The sequence below is a fragment of the Rickettsiales bacterium genome, from assembly GCA_041396965.1.
GTDB lineage: Bacteria > Pseudomonadota > Alphaproteobacteria > Rickettsiales > SXRF01 > SXRF01.
Map to the genome: position 1 here is coordinate 767,509 of JAWKXN010000001.1, position 15,839 is coordinate 783,347.

Genomic DNA, 15,839 nt, shown 5'->3' on the forward strand with positions numbered 1-15,839 from the left:
ATTTATATCTTATTGATAGAAAATGATAAATTTCAGATACCATTTCATAAAAATGTAATATTTTCGCCGTTTTTTCTATGTTAGAATATAACAATGAGTATGTCACAATCAGAAATAAAACGCCGGAATATGGCGTTACTTGATGAGGTCGCTAATAAAGAGGGGCTTGATGAGGAGGGTCGTGTTTTTCTTGGTAGAATAATGGTGGTTGAAAGCGATGGAGATACATACGCTAGGCCACCTTTAAGAGCGGACGGTACCAGAGGAAGTAGGGCTGCAGGCATATTCCAGGTGGTTCCTGGAACGTGGAATGATTACGCGAAGCAATATAATGATATACAGTCAGTAACCCCAGAGAACATGGGGACTGCCAACGATCCACGCTACGATGTAAAACAACAGATTCTTTTTGGAGTTCGTTTTACCAGAGATAATGAAAGAGCTTTAACTTCAGCTATTGGTGGACATCCGCCAACCGCTGGACAATTATATCTTGCCCATTTTTTGGGGGCTGGTGGTGCCATAAAAGTTCTAAAAGCTAGTCCTGATACTAAGATAACTAACTTAATTTCCAAAGAGGCGATAGACGCTAACGGTCCATTTGTTGACACTAAAGGAAAGCGTCATAAGGGTGTTAGATTACATTATTCTGATGGAAAAGAAGTGTTATTCAAAGATTTTACTGCTACTGATATACAGGTATGGGCGAATAGAAAAATGGGACAACCGGATGGAAAATTTCAAAAGAGAAACGGGATTATGGACTGGCTTCCTGATGCTTTAGGAGATATGAAAATGTCGGACATAGCTCTCATAGCGGTTGGTATTCTGGCATTGCTCGGAGTGGTTTTTTCAGGTGATAGTAAATCAAATAATCTGCCAAATACGCCAAGAGGAAAAGGCGGTGGCAGAGGGTTGTTCGGTTAGTACAGTAGTTTGTAACTTCTATAATTAGAAACCACCATCAAAACTATCACCGAAAGAGTCGGTTTCGCGCCGAATAACAATTGTTAAAGCTTTTTCCAATGTAACTACTGAAAATAAAGTATTATGTTAAATAGTTCTACTTTTTGTTTTATTTGGGATTAGCGGTGTATTTTGTGCCACTTCTGTTGAATCATCGGATATTTCTATTGCTTTATCTATTATATCAGGGTTGGCGGATTTTTGCTTTTCTTCTAGTTCGTTTTGATAAGTGATTCCAGCTTTTATAGTTTCATCACTAATTTCTAGATTGCTTGTCAAATCTCTTAAATCACCTTCTGAGACTTTCATTCCATGCTTTCTAAGTTGTTCTATAGCGGCTTTTATCTCTGCATTATCTATTTTGCCATCACCTTTACCAACAAAGTTATTGTGAGGATCGCCACGATCAAAGAACTTATTGTTATCACTCACTCTTTTGTTCTCAATATTCCTATATTTTATTACTCCATCTATAATTATATTTTCTGCTTCACCAGTAGTTTCTACATTTGCTATTTCAAGAAGTTCTCTTAAAGATTTTTCTATTGATTTACGGTCTGTTTCATTGCCTTTATGGAGAGATTTCATTATATATGAGTCATCAGCAAGCAACTCAGCATGCTTATTGGAGAGAGTTCCTGTATCTTCTGGGTCAAATAATTTATTATAATAAATATGAGTCAAGGTCCCTATAGCCTTTGTAATGTTTTTTATATCAGCCTGTGAGCCATTATGCGCCACATCTTTTATTTTTTCTAATTCTTCTAATATTATTGACATACTAGCAATTGCGGTTCTAGGAAAAGATTTTATGGTCTTTTCATTCCAACCACCTTGCTCTTTTGTTTTTGGTATTATAATATTACCTACCATATCAGACTCTTTCCAATATCGCGGCGAAAAATCCATCAGTATTGTTTCTGTAAGGAGATACAATAAAATATGGAGTATCGCATAGCTGGTTAACTGCTATGTTATCCTTTAATGCCTCACTTGCGGGTAATAGTCTAAAACTGTTGTTATTATTCAAGAAATTTTCTATCTGATTCTCATTCTCATCCCTAAATAGTGAGCATGTAGCGTAAATCAACCTACCGCCTTCTTTGGTAAGTCTTGCCGAGCTTTGCAATATTGACTGCTGAATAGCTGTAACTTCATTCAAATCATTTTCATTAAATCGCCATTTAAGGTCGGGATTACGTCGCCACGTACCGCTGCCACTACATGGCGCGTCCACTAATACCCTATCCGCTGAGGATTTATGACGTTTTATAAATGAGTCATGCTCGGACGATATAACATGTGTTTGTACGTTATCAACACCCGCCCGTTTCAAGCGTGGTTTTATCTGGTCGAGACGTTTTTCTGATTTATCCCACGCCAGTATTCGCCCTTTATTATTCATCATAGCGGCAATCGCTAGAGTTTTACCGCCGGCACCAGCGCAAAAATCAATTACTTTCATCGCTGGTTTTGCTTCGGTAAGTAAAGCTAATATTTGTGAGCCTTCGTCCTGTACCTCAAAACAACCTTTTTTGAAATATTCTGAGGTGAAAATCGGCATACGTTTTTTAAGGCGGATGCCAAGTGGAGAAATCGGAGTTGCTTCACAGTCAAAACCTTCTTTCTGTAGCTTCGTAAGTAACTCATCACGACTTATTTTCAGGGTGTTCACGCGTAGGTCAGTTGGAGCTTGTTCATTCATGGTGAGCATCGCCGCTTCCAGATTTTCCGCGAATCTTTCTACAAGCTTGTCCTCAAGCCAAATGGGGTAATTAAGACGTATATTTTTAGGAATATCAGGTTCAGTGGGGCGTTTGATTTGGATAAGATTTTCAATAAAATCTTGTTCTTTGCCATTTAGCTTTGCTGGTGAGTATTTCTCCCCATCACACAGAGTGACAATATCCTTTAGGGTTTTATTATCTTTCAATATTAGTGTGACAATTACAAAAGAACGCCCCTCACATATCTGGTTGCCATTTTCCAGATACCATTCTATTTCCGCTTTATGACGGAGTGCCCAATATACAAGCTCGGCGATAAAACCTCTATCTTTTGAGCCAATGTAACGACGGGATTTGAAATATCTCTCTATAAGCTTATCAGCTGGAAAGCGTTTCTCTGTCTGCCAGCTATCAAGTATCTGGTCAAATAGTTCTATGGATGATTGTATTCGTGCGGATGGAGTCATTAGTCAGTATTATTTTCACATTGTGTATAGTGCTTATATATGCTTTCCTATAGTTAGATTCTTGAAATCTCTATTTGCTCTTATAGCATCCTTATGAAATTTATCCATCTCATCTGTGTTGTTTTCTAGCTCATTCATTTGCTTGATAGCGTTATTTATGTTCTGCGCGAAGCTTACCGGAGAACTGGCTGAGTTTATTTCTACCATTACATCTTTTGAGTTACTATTTAGGTTAGGATGAGATACTAAAATTGTTTTTTTCTGTGTAGATGAAATATGTTTTACCATAGCTATAAACTCATTAAGAGTATTTTTATCAGTCAAATCAGGAAAAGCCTGCTCAGTCTTGAAATTGCCGTCATTAATGTGGGCAAATATCTTATTGTTAGCAATATCATGTGACGCTGTATTATCAGTAACTTTTCGTACTGTACCAACTGACTGTGCTACCACCATAACATATATTCTCGCGCGCTAATTATTAATTATATTTAACATACAATAATGTAATGCTATATCAACTTATTTTTTATTCTTATTCTTGCCGATTATCATAATATCGCCATCAACCCGAAACCCACCTAACGCTTGTAGTGCGCTCATTCCAAGTAGAGAGCTATCCAAATCTCCTTTATTAACACTGGCAGGGAAATTATTCAGGGTAAAATCACCTAGCTGTAGACTGTCCAGCTTTACCGGCGCTCCCGTAGTTATACCGTTGGCTGTGCTATATATTTTGCTAAATGACAGAGAGGAGAGGGGTATGCCTACGCGTTCAGCGTCCCTACGGTTTAAGACGACATCACTAGCACCAGTATCAATCATGAAATTAACATACTTTCCATTCACTTTAGCGTTTATGTGGAAATGTCCATTTTGACTTAGTTTTATTACTACATTGCCGTCACCACTCAAAAGGGGTCTGGCGGGGATTAACTCTGTTCCTATCCGACTGTTAAGAAAAACATCACGATAACTATAGCCAATTACCAGCAGCATTATTATCGCAAGCCAAGCAACTGTGTATTTTACTGTCTGACTGAAAGAAAATCTATTCATTGAAACCGCGAAGGCAGATAACAAAACAACTAAATACACCAGATTCATTTGATTGTCTTCGTTAGAAAGCGCACCGGGAAATTGCGTAGCGAGAAATATAACAAATAGAGCTAGTAATATTATGGCTATTAAACGTTTCATTGTTGTCACTTTTTATATCTTTTAGACCATATAATTTATATGATTTATCTATACTAACCACCCACTCGATAATTCGGTGATTCACGGGTAATGGTGATGTCATGGGCGTGTGACTCACGAAGACCAGCGCCGGTAATACGAACAAACTCACAGTTTTTCTGCATTTGTGGTATAGTTTTATTGCCTGTATAACCCATAGCAGCTTTAAGACCACCAATAAGCTGATGTACAACTCCTGCTACAGATCCCTTAAATGGCACTCTTCCCTCAACCCCCTCAGGAACAAGTTTAAGCTTATCATTTATTTCCTGCTGAAAGTATCTGTCCGCTGATCCTCTTTCCATAGCTCCAACACTACCCATGCCACGATAGCTTTTATAAGACCTTCCTTGATAAAGTATCACCTCACCAGGGCTTTCTTGTGTTCCAGCGAGCAGGGAGCCAATCATAGCGCATCCAGCTCCGGCGGCTATCGCTTTGGCTAGGTCGCCTGAGAATTTTATTCCACCATCAGCTATTACTGGTATTTTATGTTTAGATGCTACCTTAACTGTATCAATTATCGCCGATAGTTGTGGCACACCAACACCGGCGACAATCCTAGTGGTACATATTGAACCAGGTCCAATCCCGACTTTTATAGCATCCGCTCCGGCTTTTATAAGTGCTTCCGCGCCTTCTCCGGTCGCTATATTACCGGCTATTATGTTGGTGTCTCTATATATCTCCTTAATAGTTTTTACCGATTCTATCACTCCTTTTGAATGCCCATGAGCGGTATCAACAATTATTATATCAGCGCCAGCCTCTATGAGTGTTTCCGCTCTTTTTATACCGTCCTTCCCAGTACCAGTAGCCGCCACCACCCGAAGCCTTCCATGCTCATCTTTGCAGGAATTAGGATAGGCACGGGCTTTTTCAATGTCTTTAACCGTAATAAGCCCAATGCAGCTATAATTGTTATCAACTACCAACAATTTTTCAATACGGTGTTTGTGCAACAGCAATTTCGCTTCATCATGGCTTATACCCTCATGAACTGTCACCAAATTATCCCGTGTCATTAGCTCATGAACCGGCTGCGTATTATTAACAGCAAAGCGTACGTCACGATTGGTAAGTATTCCAACTAGTTTTCCATTGCCATTTTCTACAACCGGAACACCAGATATATTATGCCGATTCATGAGGTTAAGAGCTTCTTTTAGGGTTGTGTCAGGGCTTATAGTAAGTGGATTTACCACCATTCCAGACTCAAATTTCTTTACGGTTTGGACTTCTGTCGCTTGCTCGGTTATGGACAGGTTTTTGTGTATACAGCCTATTCCACCTTGCTGCGCCATAGCGATTGCCAGCGCTGACTCGGTTACGGTATCCATAGCCGCCGAGATAAGAGGAATAGCTAGCTTTATGTCTCTTGTTATATTGGTGCTGGTATCAGCCTGAGAGGGAATAAAATCAGACGAGCTAGGTTTTAATAGTACATCGTCAAAAGTAAGAGCTTCTTTTATATTTATCGTCATTTACGCAAAACCTTATTTTATAGAGCTGAGTTTAGTTTTGCCACAAAGCAATATCTTGTTTTTTTACTGTTGTCAGTAGAAAAATGCATATTTGAGCGCGAACTTACCATTTTCTAAATTTATCGTATGGGAGACGAATTTACATCACTCCCACCACGTGGCGTAAAACCACCATTTTTGGCGGTGATTTTGATATTGGTTTATAATTATTGAGATTAGAAACTACATATACATAAAAAACTCTTACACTAATAAAGATTTTGCTTTATAATCACTCGGTTTTCAATTATATGGAAGCGTTTCGTTAACAACAAATAGGTGTTTTGTGATAAATTCTGTTAAAAAACAATATATTAAAAGGCGGTTTATCGGAGTTATGAACGGTGAGCCATAAATAGTTTAACCACAAATTATATGGTATTAAGTTAGATGAACAAAACCACTCGTGATTTTTTACTTCAAAGCATTAACATAAAAAATTCTGGTACCAGACTGTCCCGACGCACAAATAGCGTAATCCCTTATAGAAAATCCAGAACAGCAAATTCTCAAAATATATATAATTTACGGCAATCTCAGCCCTCTTACGACAATAATAGGGTGACGGAAAGCTATAGCTCAGCCTATGATATGGTGTGTGGTAAAAGACCATCAGTACCAGTCCATTGTGTTAGGCATGACGTAATAAGCAATATCAGTAGCTGGTTTGTTACGAATTTTCCCGGAGAGGTTATGTTCGCCGTGAAAACCAATCCTGATGTTAGTGTGCTGCGTACTATAAGAAAAGCTGGAATAAAAAATTTTGATGTGGCTTCTCTTGCTGAGATACAGACGGTGGCTGATAATATAGAAAATGCGAAGATGTATTTTATGCATCCGGTGAAGAGTCGTGAGGCGATTTTCGCGGCGTATTTTAATTATGGTATCCGTGATTTCTCACTTGATTGTCACGCTGAACTACAAAAAATACTAGAAGTTACCAATTACGCTGAGGATCTTAGCCTACATGTTCGCCTTTCTATAGCTAATGATAAAGCACTATTTAGTCTTGCCGGTAAATTTGGTGTGAATTTGGAAGAGGCGACCTCATTGATAGTGGCGGCACACAAAGCAAGCAAAAAATTGGGAATATGTTTTCACGTTGGTTCGCAATGTATGAATCCTGACGCGTATGAATACGCTATAAGACTGGTAAATGATTTGCTTATTCAAACGGAAGTTAAACTAGATATGTTGGATGTTGGAGGAGGTTTCCCTTCTATCTATCCTGAGATGACTCCGCCACCGCTTATTGATTATATGGCTATGATTGAAAATACTGTGAAGTCATATAGCAGACTTTCTAGTTGCAAGGTTTTGTGCGAACCGGGTAGAGCGTTAGTCGCTGAAAGTGGTTCGGTGGTAGTGCGTGTTGAGCTTAGAAAAGGCAATATGCTTTATATTAATGACGGCACTTATGGCAGCCTATTTGACGCTGGAACACCGGCTTTTAACTATCCGGTAAAAGCGATCCGTCCTGCTGGTAAGTTGTCTGGTGATCTAGAAGGATTTGGTTTTTATGGTCCGACCTGTGACAGTGTAGATGTTATGAAAGGACCTTTTTATCTGCCATCCGATATTAAAGAAGGTGATTGGATAGAGATAGGTCAGCTTGGCGCGTATTCCGCGACTATGCGTACTAACTTCAATGGTTTTTACAATCACGAGACGGTATGTCTTGAAGATAAGCCAATGCTTAGTATTTTCTCGGTTAATTGATTAAATATGAAGTGCTTATGAGTGATAATTGGGCTGATAAAATTTCTAAAAAATTGTTTATTGATGACGGAAGAGCGAAGAGAGACCTTACCATTCTGGCTGGGATGTTCTCAGTGGGTACAGAGTCACCAAAAAATAATGTTGAAATACAGTTCTCCAATATGAAAAATCTTATTTCAGTTATCAATGATAGGGATATTTTCAGGAGGTTACCTTTAGTTAATCCTGATGATATGAATTATTCACTTATTAACGAACAGTTAGAGGCAGCACCTAGTGCACTAAGAATCATAGCTGAGACAATAAACAAAGATTGGGATAAGCTACTAGATAACATAAAAAATAAAGCGGGTGAAGTAGGAGGAAAAGTCCCAGATTTTTTTCATAAAAGTGAGGATAAATCAAAATTGGTTAGTTTGCTTAACGGTCTAGCTGACGATATTGAAAATAGACCAAATAACTACAAAGTTGAACTTGGACTTATGCATAGTGATTTGAAGGATATTATGAGTCGGAAATAGGCTTGCTGAATTTACTTACCCGTTTCATCAAGTTTAAGATTTAGCTCTAGAACATTCACATAGGGAATTCCAAAGATTTTACTTTGAGTTGAGACGCTATCCATTATTATTTTTTGGATTTCATCTGGCTGTTTTCCTCTGGCTTTGGCTATACGTCCTATTTGATACTCAGCGGCCTGAAGGCTAATATTTGGATCAAGCCCGCTCGCCGAAGCGGTTACTAAGTCAACTGGAATTAAGGCTTTATTCATAGGATCCGCTTCTTTTAAGGTTTTTACCCTCTCGTTTATTTTTCCAATAAGCTTCATGTTGGCTGGACTTAAATTAGAGGCGGCGGAGGAAAGAGTATTATATGGTGGTGTGGTAGCTGAGGGACGTGACCAGAAATACTTATTTTCAGTAAATTCTTGCGCTAGTAGATATGAGCCTATTACCTTTCCGTCTTTTTCTATCAGACTACCATTCGTGCTATCATTAAATAGTATTTTAGCGACCAGAGTTATAAAAGCTGGATACACCACTCCAAGCAATATGGTAAGCACCAACAGCATACTAAGCGAAGAACGTATATTATCTTTTATATTATTTTTCATTATACCAGCCCAATCATGGTAAGAATAATATCAATTATTTTTATACCAGCAAATGGCATAAAAAGGCCACCAAGACCATATATTAGGAGATTATGGCGAAGAAGTTTAGCTGCATCCACCCGCTTATAACGTACACCTCTAAGCGATAGAGGAGTAAGTAGTATTATGATAATAGCGTTAAAAATAATAGCGGATAACACGGCAGATATTGGTGATGTAAGATGCATTATGTTAAGTATTTCTAGTTGTGGGTAAGTGCTTATAAAAGCTGCCGGTATGAGCGCCACATATTTAGCCACATCGTTAGCGATTGATAGCGTGGTAAGCGCTCCGCGTGTCATCAACAGTTGTTTTCCTATTTCAACAATTTCTATGAGTTTCGTTGGATCTGAATCAAGATCTATCATATTGGCCGCTTCTTTAGCGGATTGTGTGCCATTATTCATTACCACCGCCACATCAGATTGAGCGAGAGCCGGTGCGTCATTAGTGCCATCACCAACCATAGCTACCAACTCACCATTTGCTTGCATCCTGCGTATAAGCTGTAATTTTTGCTCAGGTGTTGTTTGCGCCATATAATCATCAACACCAGCTTCAGCGGCGATAGCGGCGGCGGTTAGTTTGTTATCACCGGTTATCATTATACTTTTAATGCCCATTTTTCTTAAATCAGCTAGACGGTTCTTTATATCTGGTTTTATTACGTCTTTAAGATGAACAACCCCTAACGCTTTGTCTTCATTAATAACAACTAAAGGAGTTCCGCCACGTCTTGCGATATTATCAACTTTATATCGTAAATCATCGGTTATTTTTTTATTATGCTTTTCAAGATATTTTTCTATGGAGTCCAAAGCGCCTTTTAATATATGGCGTTCACCTATTTTTATTCCGCTTATGCGAGTCTCTGCGCTAAAATCAATAAATTCACAGTTTTCTGCTAGGTCTTCTACCGTCTCACATTTTTCTCTGGAAAGAAAAAGAATACTCCTTCCTTCTGGCGTTTGGTCAGCGATTGATGATAAGTAAGCCGCTTTTGCCAGTTGTTCTATGGTTACTCCACTAGCCGGTAATAATTCTTCCGCTTGCCTGTTTCCAAAAGTTATAGTTCCAGTCTTATCAAGAAGTAGCCTTGTTACATCACCGGCGGCTTCTACCGCTCTTCCAGACGATGCTATTACGTTAGCTTTAAGTAACCTATTCATTCCTGATATGCCAACCGTAGAGAGCAGTCCGCCGATGGTGGTTGGAGCAAGGCATATAAGCAACGCTATCAAAACGGTAAGGCTTACTATCTGACCACTACCGCTTTGCTCAACACTATAAACTGAAAATGGTAATAATGTGGTTATGGTTATCAGGTAACTTATAGTAATAGCGGACAAGAAAACCGTAAGAGATATTTCATTTGGAGTTTTTTGACGTTTAGCACCTTCTACCAAGGATACCATCCTTTCTATAAAGCTTTCTCCAGAATTGGCGGTGATACGAACAACTATCCAATCAGACAAAACTCTAGTTCCTCCGGTTGCTGAACTGCAATCCCCACCCGCTTCACGAATAACTGGCGCGCTTTCTCCGGTTATGGCACTCTCATCAACTGACGCTATACCAAGAACTATATTACCATCACTTGGTATGGTGTCTCCAGCTTCTACAAATACCAAATCATCTTTTTGTAAACTGGAAGCGGATATTATTTCGTACTTGTTGTATGAATTTATATTTTTTATCTTTTTAGCTCTTACTTCTTTGCGTAGGGATCTTAAAGTCTCCGCCTGTGCTTTGCCTCTATATTCAGCGAGACTTTCCGCGAAATTTGAAAATATAATAGTAAGCCACAGCCAGACAGCGACCAATAATGTAAACCAATGAGGTTCTCCATTTATTTCCTCTCCAGTTATCAGATAGTTTACATATAAACCGGTAATTATTATCGCGCCAATGTAGACAACCAACATCACAGGATTTCTAAGTTGAGCGATTGGCGCTAATTTTATAAAGGCTTGCATAACAGAAGCTGTTATATTTTTCTTCCAATCTGTTTGGTGACTACTCATTTATTTCTGCAAGCTCCATTCATCAACATTATTTACAAGGCTATAATGTTCCGCTACGGGACCAAGAGCCACCGCTGGTACATAGGTAAGTATGCCGATTATTATTAGCACCGAAACCAGTAAAAAAATAAAAAGAGGGGTATGTGTAGGCAGAGTAGCTTCATTTTTTGGAGTTATATTTTTAGCGGAAAGTGAGCCGGCAAGCGCCATTATCGCTATCATAACCCAAAATCTACTGACGAACATTGAGATGCCAAGCATAACATTATAGAACGTGTTATCAGCGTTAATTCCGGCGAAGGCGCTACCGTTATTATTAGATGCTGAGGAAAAAGCGTATAATATTTCGCTAAGACTTTGAGCCGCGTCATTGAGTGTGGCTTGTGTCATATTTTCCATATACACAGCTATCGCTGACCCAAATAAGGTGAGCACTGCTGGTATCAATATAACAAGAGCGGCCATTTTTATGTCAAAAGCGTCTATTTTTTTTCCCATGTATTCAGGGTTTTTACCAATCATAAGACCGCCAATAAAAACCGTGATTATTACATACACGAAAATATTATAAACCCCACTACCAACTCCTCCAAAAATAGTTTCGCTAAACTGTATAAGTAACATGGGTACAAGACCAGAAAGTGGCAAAAACGAGTCATGCGCGGAATTTGCTGAACCGTTGGAGGCAGCGGCAGTAATGGATGCCCACAATACAGAGCTAGTAACACCAAAACGTAATTCTTTTCCCTCCATATTACCTTCTGAATCGTCAATTACGCTTTTGTCAAAAAGAGGATTTGACCCATGTTCATTAATTATTCCTATGGCAAGAAGAGGAATAAAAATAATGAACATCGCCATTATTAAAGACCATCCTTGTCTTCGGTCGTTAATCATGTAGCCAAAAGCGTAAATAAAAGCGCATGGCAGTAAAAATATAGTTATCACCTGTACAAAGTTACTAAGTGGAGTTGGATTCTCAAACGGATGAGCGGCATTTACCCCAAAAAAACCACCACCTCCGCTTCCAATAGTTTTTATAGCTACTTGTGACGCGACCATTCCCTGCGGAATCAAATAATTTGATTTGTCATTTAACTCACTACTATTTTCTAGCGGAGTATATCTGATATACTCACCAACATTCTGCATAGCTCCCTGTGAGGCAAGGAATACCGCTAATATTAAGGAAAATGGCAGTAATATATATATAGTTCCTCTTACTGTGTCTTTATAAAAATTCCCTAGATTATTTGTCTGTTTTCTTGCTATAGAACGGGCAAGAGCGGCAAAAACAGACATCCCCGAAGTAGTCGCCAAAAAATTATGTATGGTAAGCCCGAAGGCTTGTGAGAATATACTAAGAGTATGTTCTCCGCTATATGCTTGCCAATTACCATTAGTGATAAAACCAATAGAAACATTAAACGCGAGATCGTAAGGAACATCAGAGAAATTCTGGTAATTCAATGGCAGTAAGCTTTGATTAGTCAAAATAAAAAATAACGACAAAAAACAGAATAACGAAAATATTAACAAGGAAATTATATAATCAAGCCAGTCCATTTCTTTTTTAGAGTCTATTCTACATATCCTGTAAATTAATCTCTCAAAACCACCAAGAATCCTCTCTGTAAATATATTTCTACCGGTAAATACATTGCCAACATATACGCCCAGCGGCTTTATTGACAGTAGAATGACAGCAAAACATAAGGTTATATATATAATAGAATTCATGTTCTTATGTGGTATTTGCTATGGAAATAGCTCAGGTTTTAACATGGCGATTACCAAGTATGTAAACAATAAGCCAGATATAACACCAATTATTATATATAAAGACATACAGCTAATAATTTCTAAGATAGTGGCAAAGCCAGAGAAAACAACAGGTCATTGCGTATAGAATAATGAAAATAACTAAAAACGACATTACATTATAAAATCCGAGTTAATATTATATTACAATGATATCAAACATAATACCGGTAGCCAGAATATATAACTACAATATTTTTAGTCAAGCTATGTATTTATTGTTGATAATCAACGTGTAACTTCACGAAATCATCACGTGTCAAAACAGTCTCAACCTCTAAGGATTTCACATTTGAGAAAATATCCGGTTTATTGATGCCAATTTTTATATTGATTATTCTCTCATCACAGTTAAACGCGTAATCCATCAATTCAGTTACACAATGCTCCAATAAATATTTTTGTTCTTGGTTATCCCACTTATCATTTATGTATTTAACTATTTTCTCATAATCAAAACATTGGCTTATATCTTTTGGACGGTAAGGATATAAAGCGTCAATTTCTATATTTACTAGGATACGTTGTTTTTTCTTTTCATGCTCGTGTATGCCAATTTTTGTGAAAATTTCTAGGTCTTTTACATGTATTTTCCAGATGTGCTCTTTTTTGCTATCCTGTTTTGTATTATTAGCCGGTGACATGTTTTCCACCATCAATATTAATAATTTGTCCAGTTATGCTTGGTTGCGTAACAAGCCAGAATATGGCTTCAGCTATTTCTTCTTGCTGTGGCTGTATCTTTAGTGGTACTGACTTTCTGACTTTTTCCATATAGCCTTTATATTCTTTGCCAGAGGGCAGGATACTTCCTGGGCATATAGCATTTACCTTAATATCTTTCCCAAGAGATACTGCCGCCATTTTAGTAAACTCAGCGAGAGTTTTCTTGGAAAGCAGGTAAGCGAAGTGACTTACCTTATTGCCGGATATATCACTATCTATCATATTTATAACCGACATACCATCATGGGCGAAACTGGCGGCGAATTGCTGACTTAAAAAAAATGGTGCTTTGAAGTTAATATCAAATTGTCGGTCAAAAAATTTTTCATCAGTTCCTAAAAACTCACAACGCTCAAATACTGAGGCGTTATTCACCAGTATATAGCAATTAGGCATTTTCTTTTTTATATTTTTTACAAGAGATACTATATTTTTGTACTTTGAAAGATCCGCTTTGAATAGTTCGCAATTCACTCCAGTTTTTCTAATTTTATTTTGTAATTTTATAGCCTCACTTTTTGAGCTATTATAGTGGAGCGCTATATCAAAACCTTTATCGGCCATATAAAGAGCGATAGCCGCGCCTATACGCTTCGCTCCACCTGTTATTATAACAGCTTTTCTTTCGCTAATCTCTGGCTTTTTATTAATCATCCGGCTTTTTTCTTCAAGTCTCTGCTACCAGGTTTTACCGCCGGTATTTTTTTCATTTCCTCTGGTAGTTCATTTTCCCTATAGGTTGGAACATCAAGTTTAAGTAGAGATATAAGCGGTAATTTTAGCTCATCACTGTTACCAGAGCGACGGTCTATAAGACTTGCCACAGCTATCGGATTACCACCATATTCTTTTATACATTTAGCGGCTTCCATTGAAGATTTTCCAGTCGTCACCACATCTTCAACTATAAGTATATTCTGACCGTTAGTAAGTTCAAATCCACGCCTCAGCTCAAACTTTCCCTCAACTCGCTCACAGAACATACTATCCACCGCAAGTTGCTTTCCCACCTCATAACCAACTACGACACCGCCCATGGCGGGAGATACTATCGCGTCAATCTTGAGACTATTATCCTTTTCCCAACATCTAATTTTATTTGCTAATGACGAGCATAGCTTTTCGCCGCGCTTAGCGTCCATCATAACTCTAGCGCATTGCAGATAAGTAGGGCTGCGTAGACCTGAGGACAATATAAAATGACCACTAAGCATTGCTTTCGCGGCTTTTAGCTCATCTATAATCTCCGCTTCACCTATTATATTATCGTTCATCTATTCTTATTATTTGTTAATTGATATTTTTTCCAGCTTCTCCATGAAGGCTCTATGTTCTAATATGCCTTCCTTTATATGGTCAATGATTTTTTGTAGATGTCTTTCCCACACCGACCTCATATCTTCAGTGAACATTTCACCTAGCTCATCCTTAAGGGTGGCTATAGCCGCCCGTTTGAACGTTGGCATATATTCTATTTTTACATTTTTACCAGCGGAAAACAATCCAAGATTATTCAATGACTTTTTCATGTCACCTATATTTTCTATATTATTCAAAAAGATAGTAAAAGCCTCTTTGAACTTTGGCACATAACTTTCAAATGAACCTGAGAATATTGGTTTCATTTCTGGTGATATAGCTATCAATCGCCAATAAAAACGCTTTACGAAAGCCTCATCAATATGAAAACTCATCAAACTTTCTTTAATCATTAAAACTTCTGACCTGTTCATAACTATATACTGTCAAAATAAATAGTAATTATGCGTCAGCCAATTTTTTTGTTCTTTTAGATTTTGTAGTTTTCTCGCTTGTCTCTTCTTCGGCTAGTTCTATATCTTCTTCCGGCTCATCTATCAACATACTGATTTCTTTTACCAAAGACTTTATTTCCTTTGCCGCCTGACTTGAGGGATCAACCTCAGTTACACACCTGCCTTCTAGCAAAGCGGCGGCGAACATCACCCTATTGCCTAATCTTGTTTCCATCAATTCTGGCAATTCCTCAGCGATTTTTTGAACTATCTTTGAGTTGGCGGTAACACGATTTAATACCACCCGCATTGGTATTTTTTCATTTTTAGCAAGCTCAATGGTCGCTTTTGTCGCCCACAAATCAGTAGGGCTAGGCTGAACAGGAGTTATTATTAAATCAGCGTTGCGAATGGCGGTTCTGGCTTCAGTCTCGGTATGGGGAGGGCTATCTATTACTATGTAATTATATGAACGACGTAGCCTGTTTACCTCGCCACCAACCCGCCAACCGGATACTGATGAGAAGGTAAGCCCCGTATAGCCTTCGCCAAAACGTTCTTCACGGATTTTATGCCAATAAGAAAGACTTCCTTGTGGGTCAATATCAATAACCGCTACTCTGTTTCCCTTTTGGCTAAGAGCTACAGCGATATGCGCCGCCAGAGTGGTCTTTCCAGCTCCACCTTTTTGTTGAGCTACGGTTATTACTTTTGACATAT

Annotated in this window: 16 protein-coding genes; 3 read left to right on the plus strand and 13 right to left on the minus strand. The window is 38.3% G+C overall.

The window, feature by feature from the left end:
* The first annotated feature begins 93 nt into the window (after nucleotides 1-93).
* The gene (locus R3D71_03855; GenBank protein ID MEZ5690781.1) at nucleotides 94-927 is read left to right on the plus strand and encodes a hypothetical protein; all 834 of its coding nucleotides are present in this window, start codon (nucleotides 94-96) and stop codon (nucleotides 925-927) included.
* A gap of 126 nt (nucleotides 928-1,053) precedes the next feature.
* On the opposite strand, the gene R3D71_03860 is transcribed toward R3D71_03855, so the two are convergent.
* From R3D71_03860 to guaB, 5 genes are all read right to left on the minus strand, one after another.
* Nucleotides 1,054-1,839 (minus strand): hypothetical protein, encoded by a 786-nt coding sequence (locus tag R3D71_03860; GenBank protein MEZ5690782.1) that lies wholly within the window; start codon nucleotides 1,837-1,839, stop codon nucleotides 1,054-1,056.
* A gap of 1 nt (nucleotide 1,840) precedes the next feature.
* Entirely contained in the window at nucleotides 1,841-3,160 is a 1,320-nt protein-coding gene (locus R3D71_03865) for an RsmB/NOP family class I SAM-dependent RNA methyltransferase (GenBank protein MEZ5690783.1), read from the minus strand.
* Between the two features lie 33 nt (nucleotides 3,161-3,193).
* Nucleotides 3,194-3,616 carry a hypothetical protein gene (locus R3D71_03870; GenBank protein MEZ5690784.1) on the minus strand — a complete coding sequence of 141 codons (423 nt, stop codon included), beginning with the start codon at nucleotides 3,614-3,616 and terminating at the stop codon, nucleotides 3,194-3,196.
* 66 nt (nucleotides 3,617-3,682) lie between these two features.
* Complete coding sequence (locus R3D71_03875; GenBank protein MEZ5690785.1) at nucleotides 3,683-4,360, minus strand: TIGR02281 family clan AA aspartic protease; 678 nt, start codon at nucleotides 4,358-4,360, stop codon at nucleotides 3,683-3,685.
* Nucleotides 4,361-4,413: 53 nt separating this feature from the next.
* Nucleotides 4,414-5,883, minus strand: a complete 1,470-nt coding sequence (gene guaB, locus R3D71_03880; protein MEZ5690786.1) for an IMP dehydrogenase — start codon at nucleotides 5,881-5,883, stop codon at nucleotides 4,414-4,416.
* 429 nt (nucleotides 5,884-6,312) lie between these two features.
* Between guaB and R3D71_03885 the strand changes: the two genes are divergently transcribed.
* A complete protein-coding gene (locus tag R3D71_03885) occupies nucleotides 6,313-7,641 on the plus strand; it encodes a type III PLP-dependent enzyme (protein MEZ5690787.1) in 1,329 nt (442 codons plus the stop codon).
* A 17-nt stretch (nucleotides 7,642-7,658) separates the two neighbouring features.
* Nucleotides 7,659-8,162, plus strand: coding sequence for a hypothetical protein (locus R3D71_03890; protein ID MEZ5690788.1), 504 nt, complete (start codon nucleotides 7,659-7,661; stop codon nucleotides 8,160-8,162).
* Nucleotides 8,163-8,173: 11 nt separating this feature from the next.
* Here R3D71_03890 and kdpC read toward each other — a convergent pair whose 3' ends face one another.
* The 8 genes from kdpC to parA form a co-directional block, all read right to left on the minus strand.
* A complete protein-coding gene (gene kdpC / locus R3D71_03895; GenBank protein MEZ5690789.1) occupies nucleotides 8,174-8,755 on the minus strand; it encodes a potassium-transporting ATPase subunit KdpC in 582 nt (193 codons plus the stop codon).
* The gene (gene kdpB, locus R3D71_03900) at nucleotides 8,755-10,818 is read right to left on the minus strand and encodes a potassium-transporting ATPase subunit KdpB (GenBank protein ID MEZ5690790.1); all 2,064 of its coding nucleotides are present in this window, start codon (nucleotides 10,816-10,818) and stop codon (nucleotides 8,755-8,757) included. The genes kdpC and kdpB overlap by 1 nt, the downstream gene beginning before the upstream one ends.
* Nucleotides 10,819-12,558: a potassium-transporting ATPase subunit KdpA gene (gene kdpA / locus R3D71_03905; protein MEZ5690791.1), complete on the minus strand. Its 1,740-nt coding sequence runs from the start codon at nucleotides 12,556-12,558 to the stop codon at nucleotides 10,819-10,821.
* 296 nt (nucleotides 12,559-12,854) lie between these two features.
* Nucleotides 12,855-13,283, minus strand: coding sequence for a dihydroneopterin aldolase (locus R3D71_03910; protein ID MEZ5690792.1), 429 nt, complete (start codon nucleotides 13,281-13,283; stop codon nucleotides 12,855-12,857).
* Nucleotides 13,270-14,019 carry an SDR family oxidoreductase gene (locus R3D71_03915; protein ID MEZ5690793.1) on the minus strand — a complete coding sequence of 250 codons (750 nt, stop codon included), beginning with the start codon at nucleotides 14,017-14,019 and terminating at the stop codon, nucleotides 13,270-13,272. The genes R3D71_03910 and R3D71_03915 overlap by 14 nt, the downstream gene beginning before the upstream one ends.
* Entirely contained in the window at nucleotides 14,016-14,639 is a 624-nt protein-coding gene (gene pyrE, locus R3D71_03920) for an orotate phosphoribosyltransferase (protein MEZ5690794.1), read from the minus strand. The genes R3D71_03915 and pyrE overlap by 4 nt, the downstream gene beginning before the upstream one ends.
* Before the next feature lie 9 nt (nucleotides 14,640-14,648).
* Complete coding sequence (locus R3D71_03925) at nucleotides 14,649-15,077, minus strand: globin (protein MEZ5690795.1); 429 nt, start codon at nucleotides 15,075-15,077, stop codon at nucleotides 14,649-14,651.
* Between the two features lie 49 nt (nucleotides 15,078-15,126).
* Complete coding sequence (gene parA, locus R3D71_03930; protein ID MEZ5690796.1) at nucleotides 15,127-15,837, minus strand: ParA family partition ATPase; 711 nt, start codon at nucleotides 15,835-15,837, stop codon at nucleotides 15,127-15,129.
* Nucleotides 15,838-15,839: the final 2 nt, after the last annotated feature.

Excerpts from the sequence above, each read along its gene's own strand:
- R3D71_03855 (MEZ5690781.1), top strand. The coding sequence starts at position 94 with ATGAGTATGTCACAATCAGAAATAAAACGCCGGAATATGGCGTTACTT.
- R3D71_03860 (MEZ5690782.1), bottom strand. The coding sequence starts at position 1,839 with ATGGTAGGTAATATTATAATACCAAAAACAAAAGAGCAAGGTGGTTGG.
- R3D71_03865 (MEZ5690783.1), bottom strand. The coding sequence starts at position 3,160 with ATGACTCCATCCGCACGAATACAATCATCCATAGAACTATTTGACCAG.
- R3D71_03870 (MEZ5690784.1), bottom strand. The coding sequence starts at position 3,616 with ATGGTGGTAGCACAGTCAGTTGGTACAGTACGAAAAGTTACTGATAAT.
- R3D71_03875 (MEZ5690785.1), bottom strand. The coding sequence starts at position 4,360 with ATGAAACGTTTAATAGCCATAATATTACTAGCTCTATTTGTTATATTT.
- guaB (MEZ5690786.1), bottom strand. The coding sequence starts at position 5,883 with ATGACGATAAATATAAAAGAAGCTCTTACTTTTGACGATGTACTATTA.
- R3D71_03885 (MEZ5690787.1), top strand. The coding sequence starts at position 6,313 with ATGAACAAAACCACTCGTGATTTTTTACTTCAAAGCATTAACATAAAA.
- R3D71_03890 (MEZ5690788.1), top strand. The coding sequence starts at position 7,659 with ATGAGTGATAATTGGGCTGATAAAATTTCTAAAAAATTGTTTATTGAT.
- kdpC (MEZ5690789.1), bottom strand. The coding sequence starts at position 8,755 with ATGAAAAATAATATAAAAGATAATATACGTTCTTCGCTTAGTATGCTG.
- kdpB (MEZ5690790.1), bottom strand. The coding sequence starts at position 10,818 with ATGAGTAGTCACCAAACAGATTGGAAGAAAAATATAACAGCTTCTGTT.
- kdpA (MEZ5690791.1), bottom strand. The coding sequence starts at position 12,558 with ATGAATTCTATTATATATATAACCTTATGTTTTGCTGTCATTCTACTG.
- R3D71_03910 (MEZ5690792.1), bottom strand. The coding sequence starts at position 13,283 with ATGTCACCGGCTAATAATACAAAACAGGATAGCAAAAAAGAGCACATC.
- R3D71_03915 (MEZ5690793.1), bottom strand. The coding sequence starts at position 14,019 with ATGATTAATAAAAAGCCAGAGATTAGCGAAAGAAAAGCTGTTATAATA.
- pyrE (MEZ5690794.1), bottom strand. The coding sequence starts at position 14,639 with ATGAACGATAATATAATAGGTGAAGCGGAGATTATAGATGAGCTAAAA.
- R3D71_03925 (MEZ5690795.1), bottom strand. The coding sequence starts at position 15,077 with ATGATTAAAGAAAGTTTGATGAGTTTTCATATTGATGAGGCTTTCGTA.
- parA (MEZ5690796.1), bottom strand. The coding sequence starts at position 15,837 with ATGTCAAAAGTAATAACCGTAGCTCAACAAAAAGGTGGAGCTGGAAAG.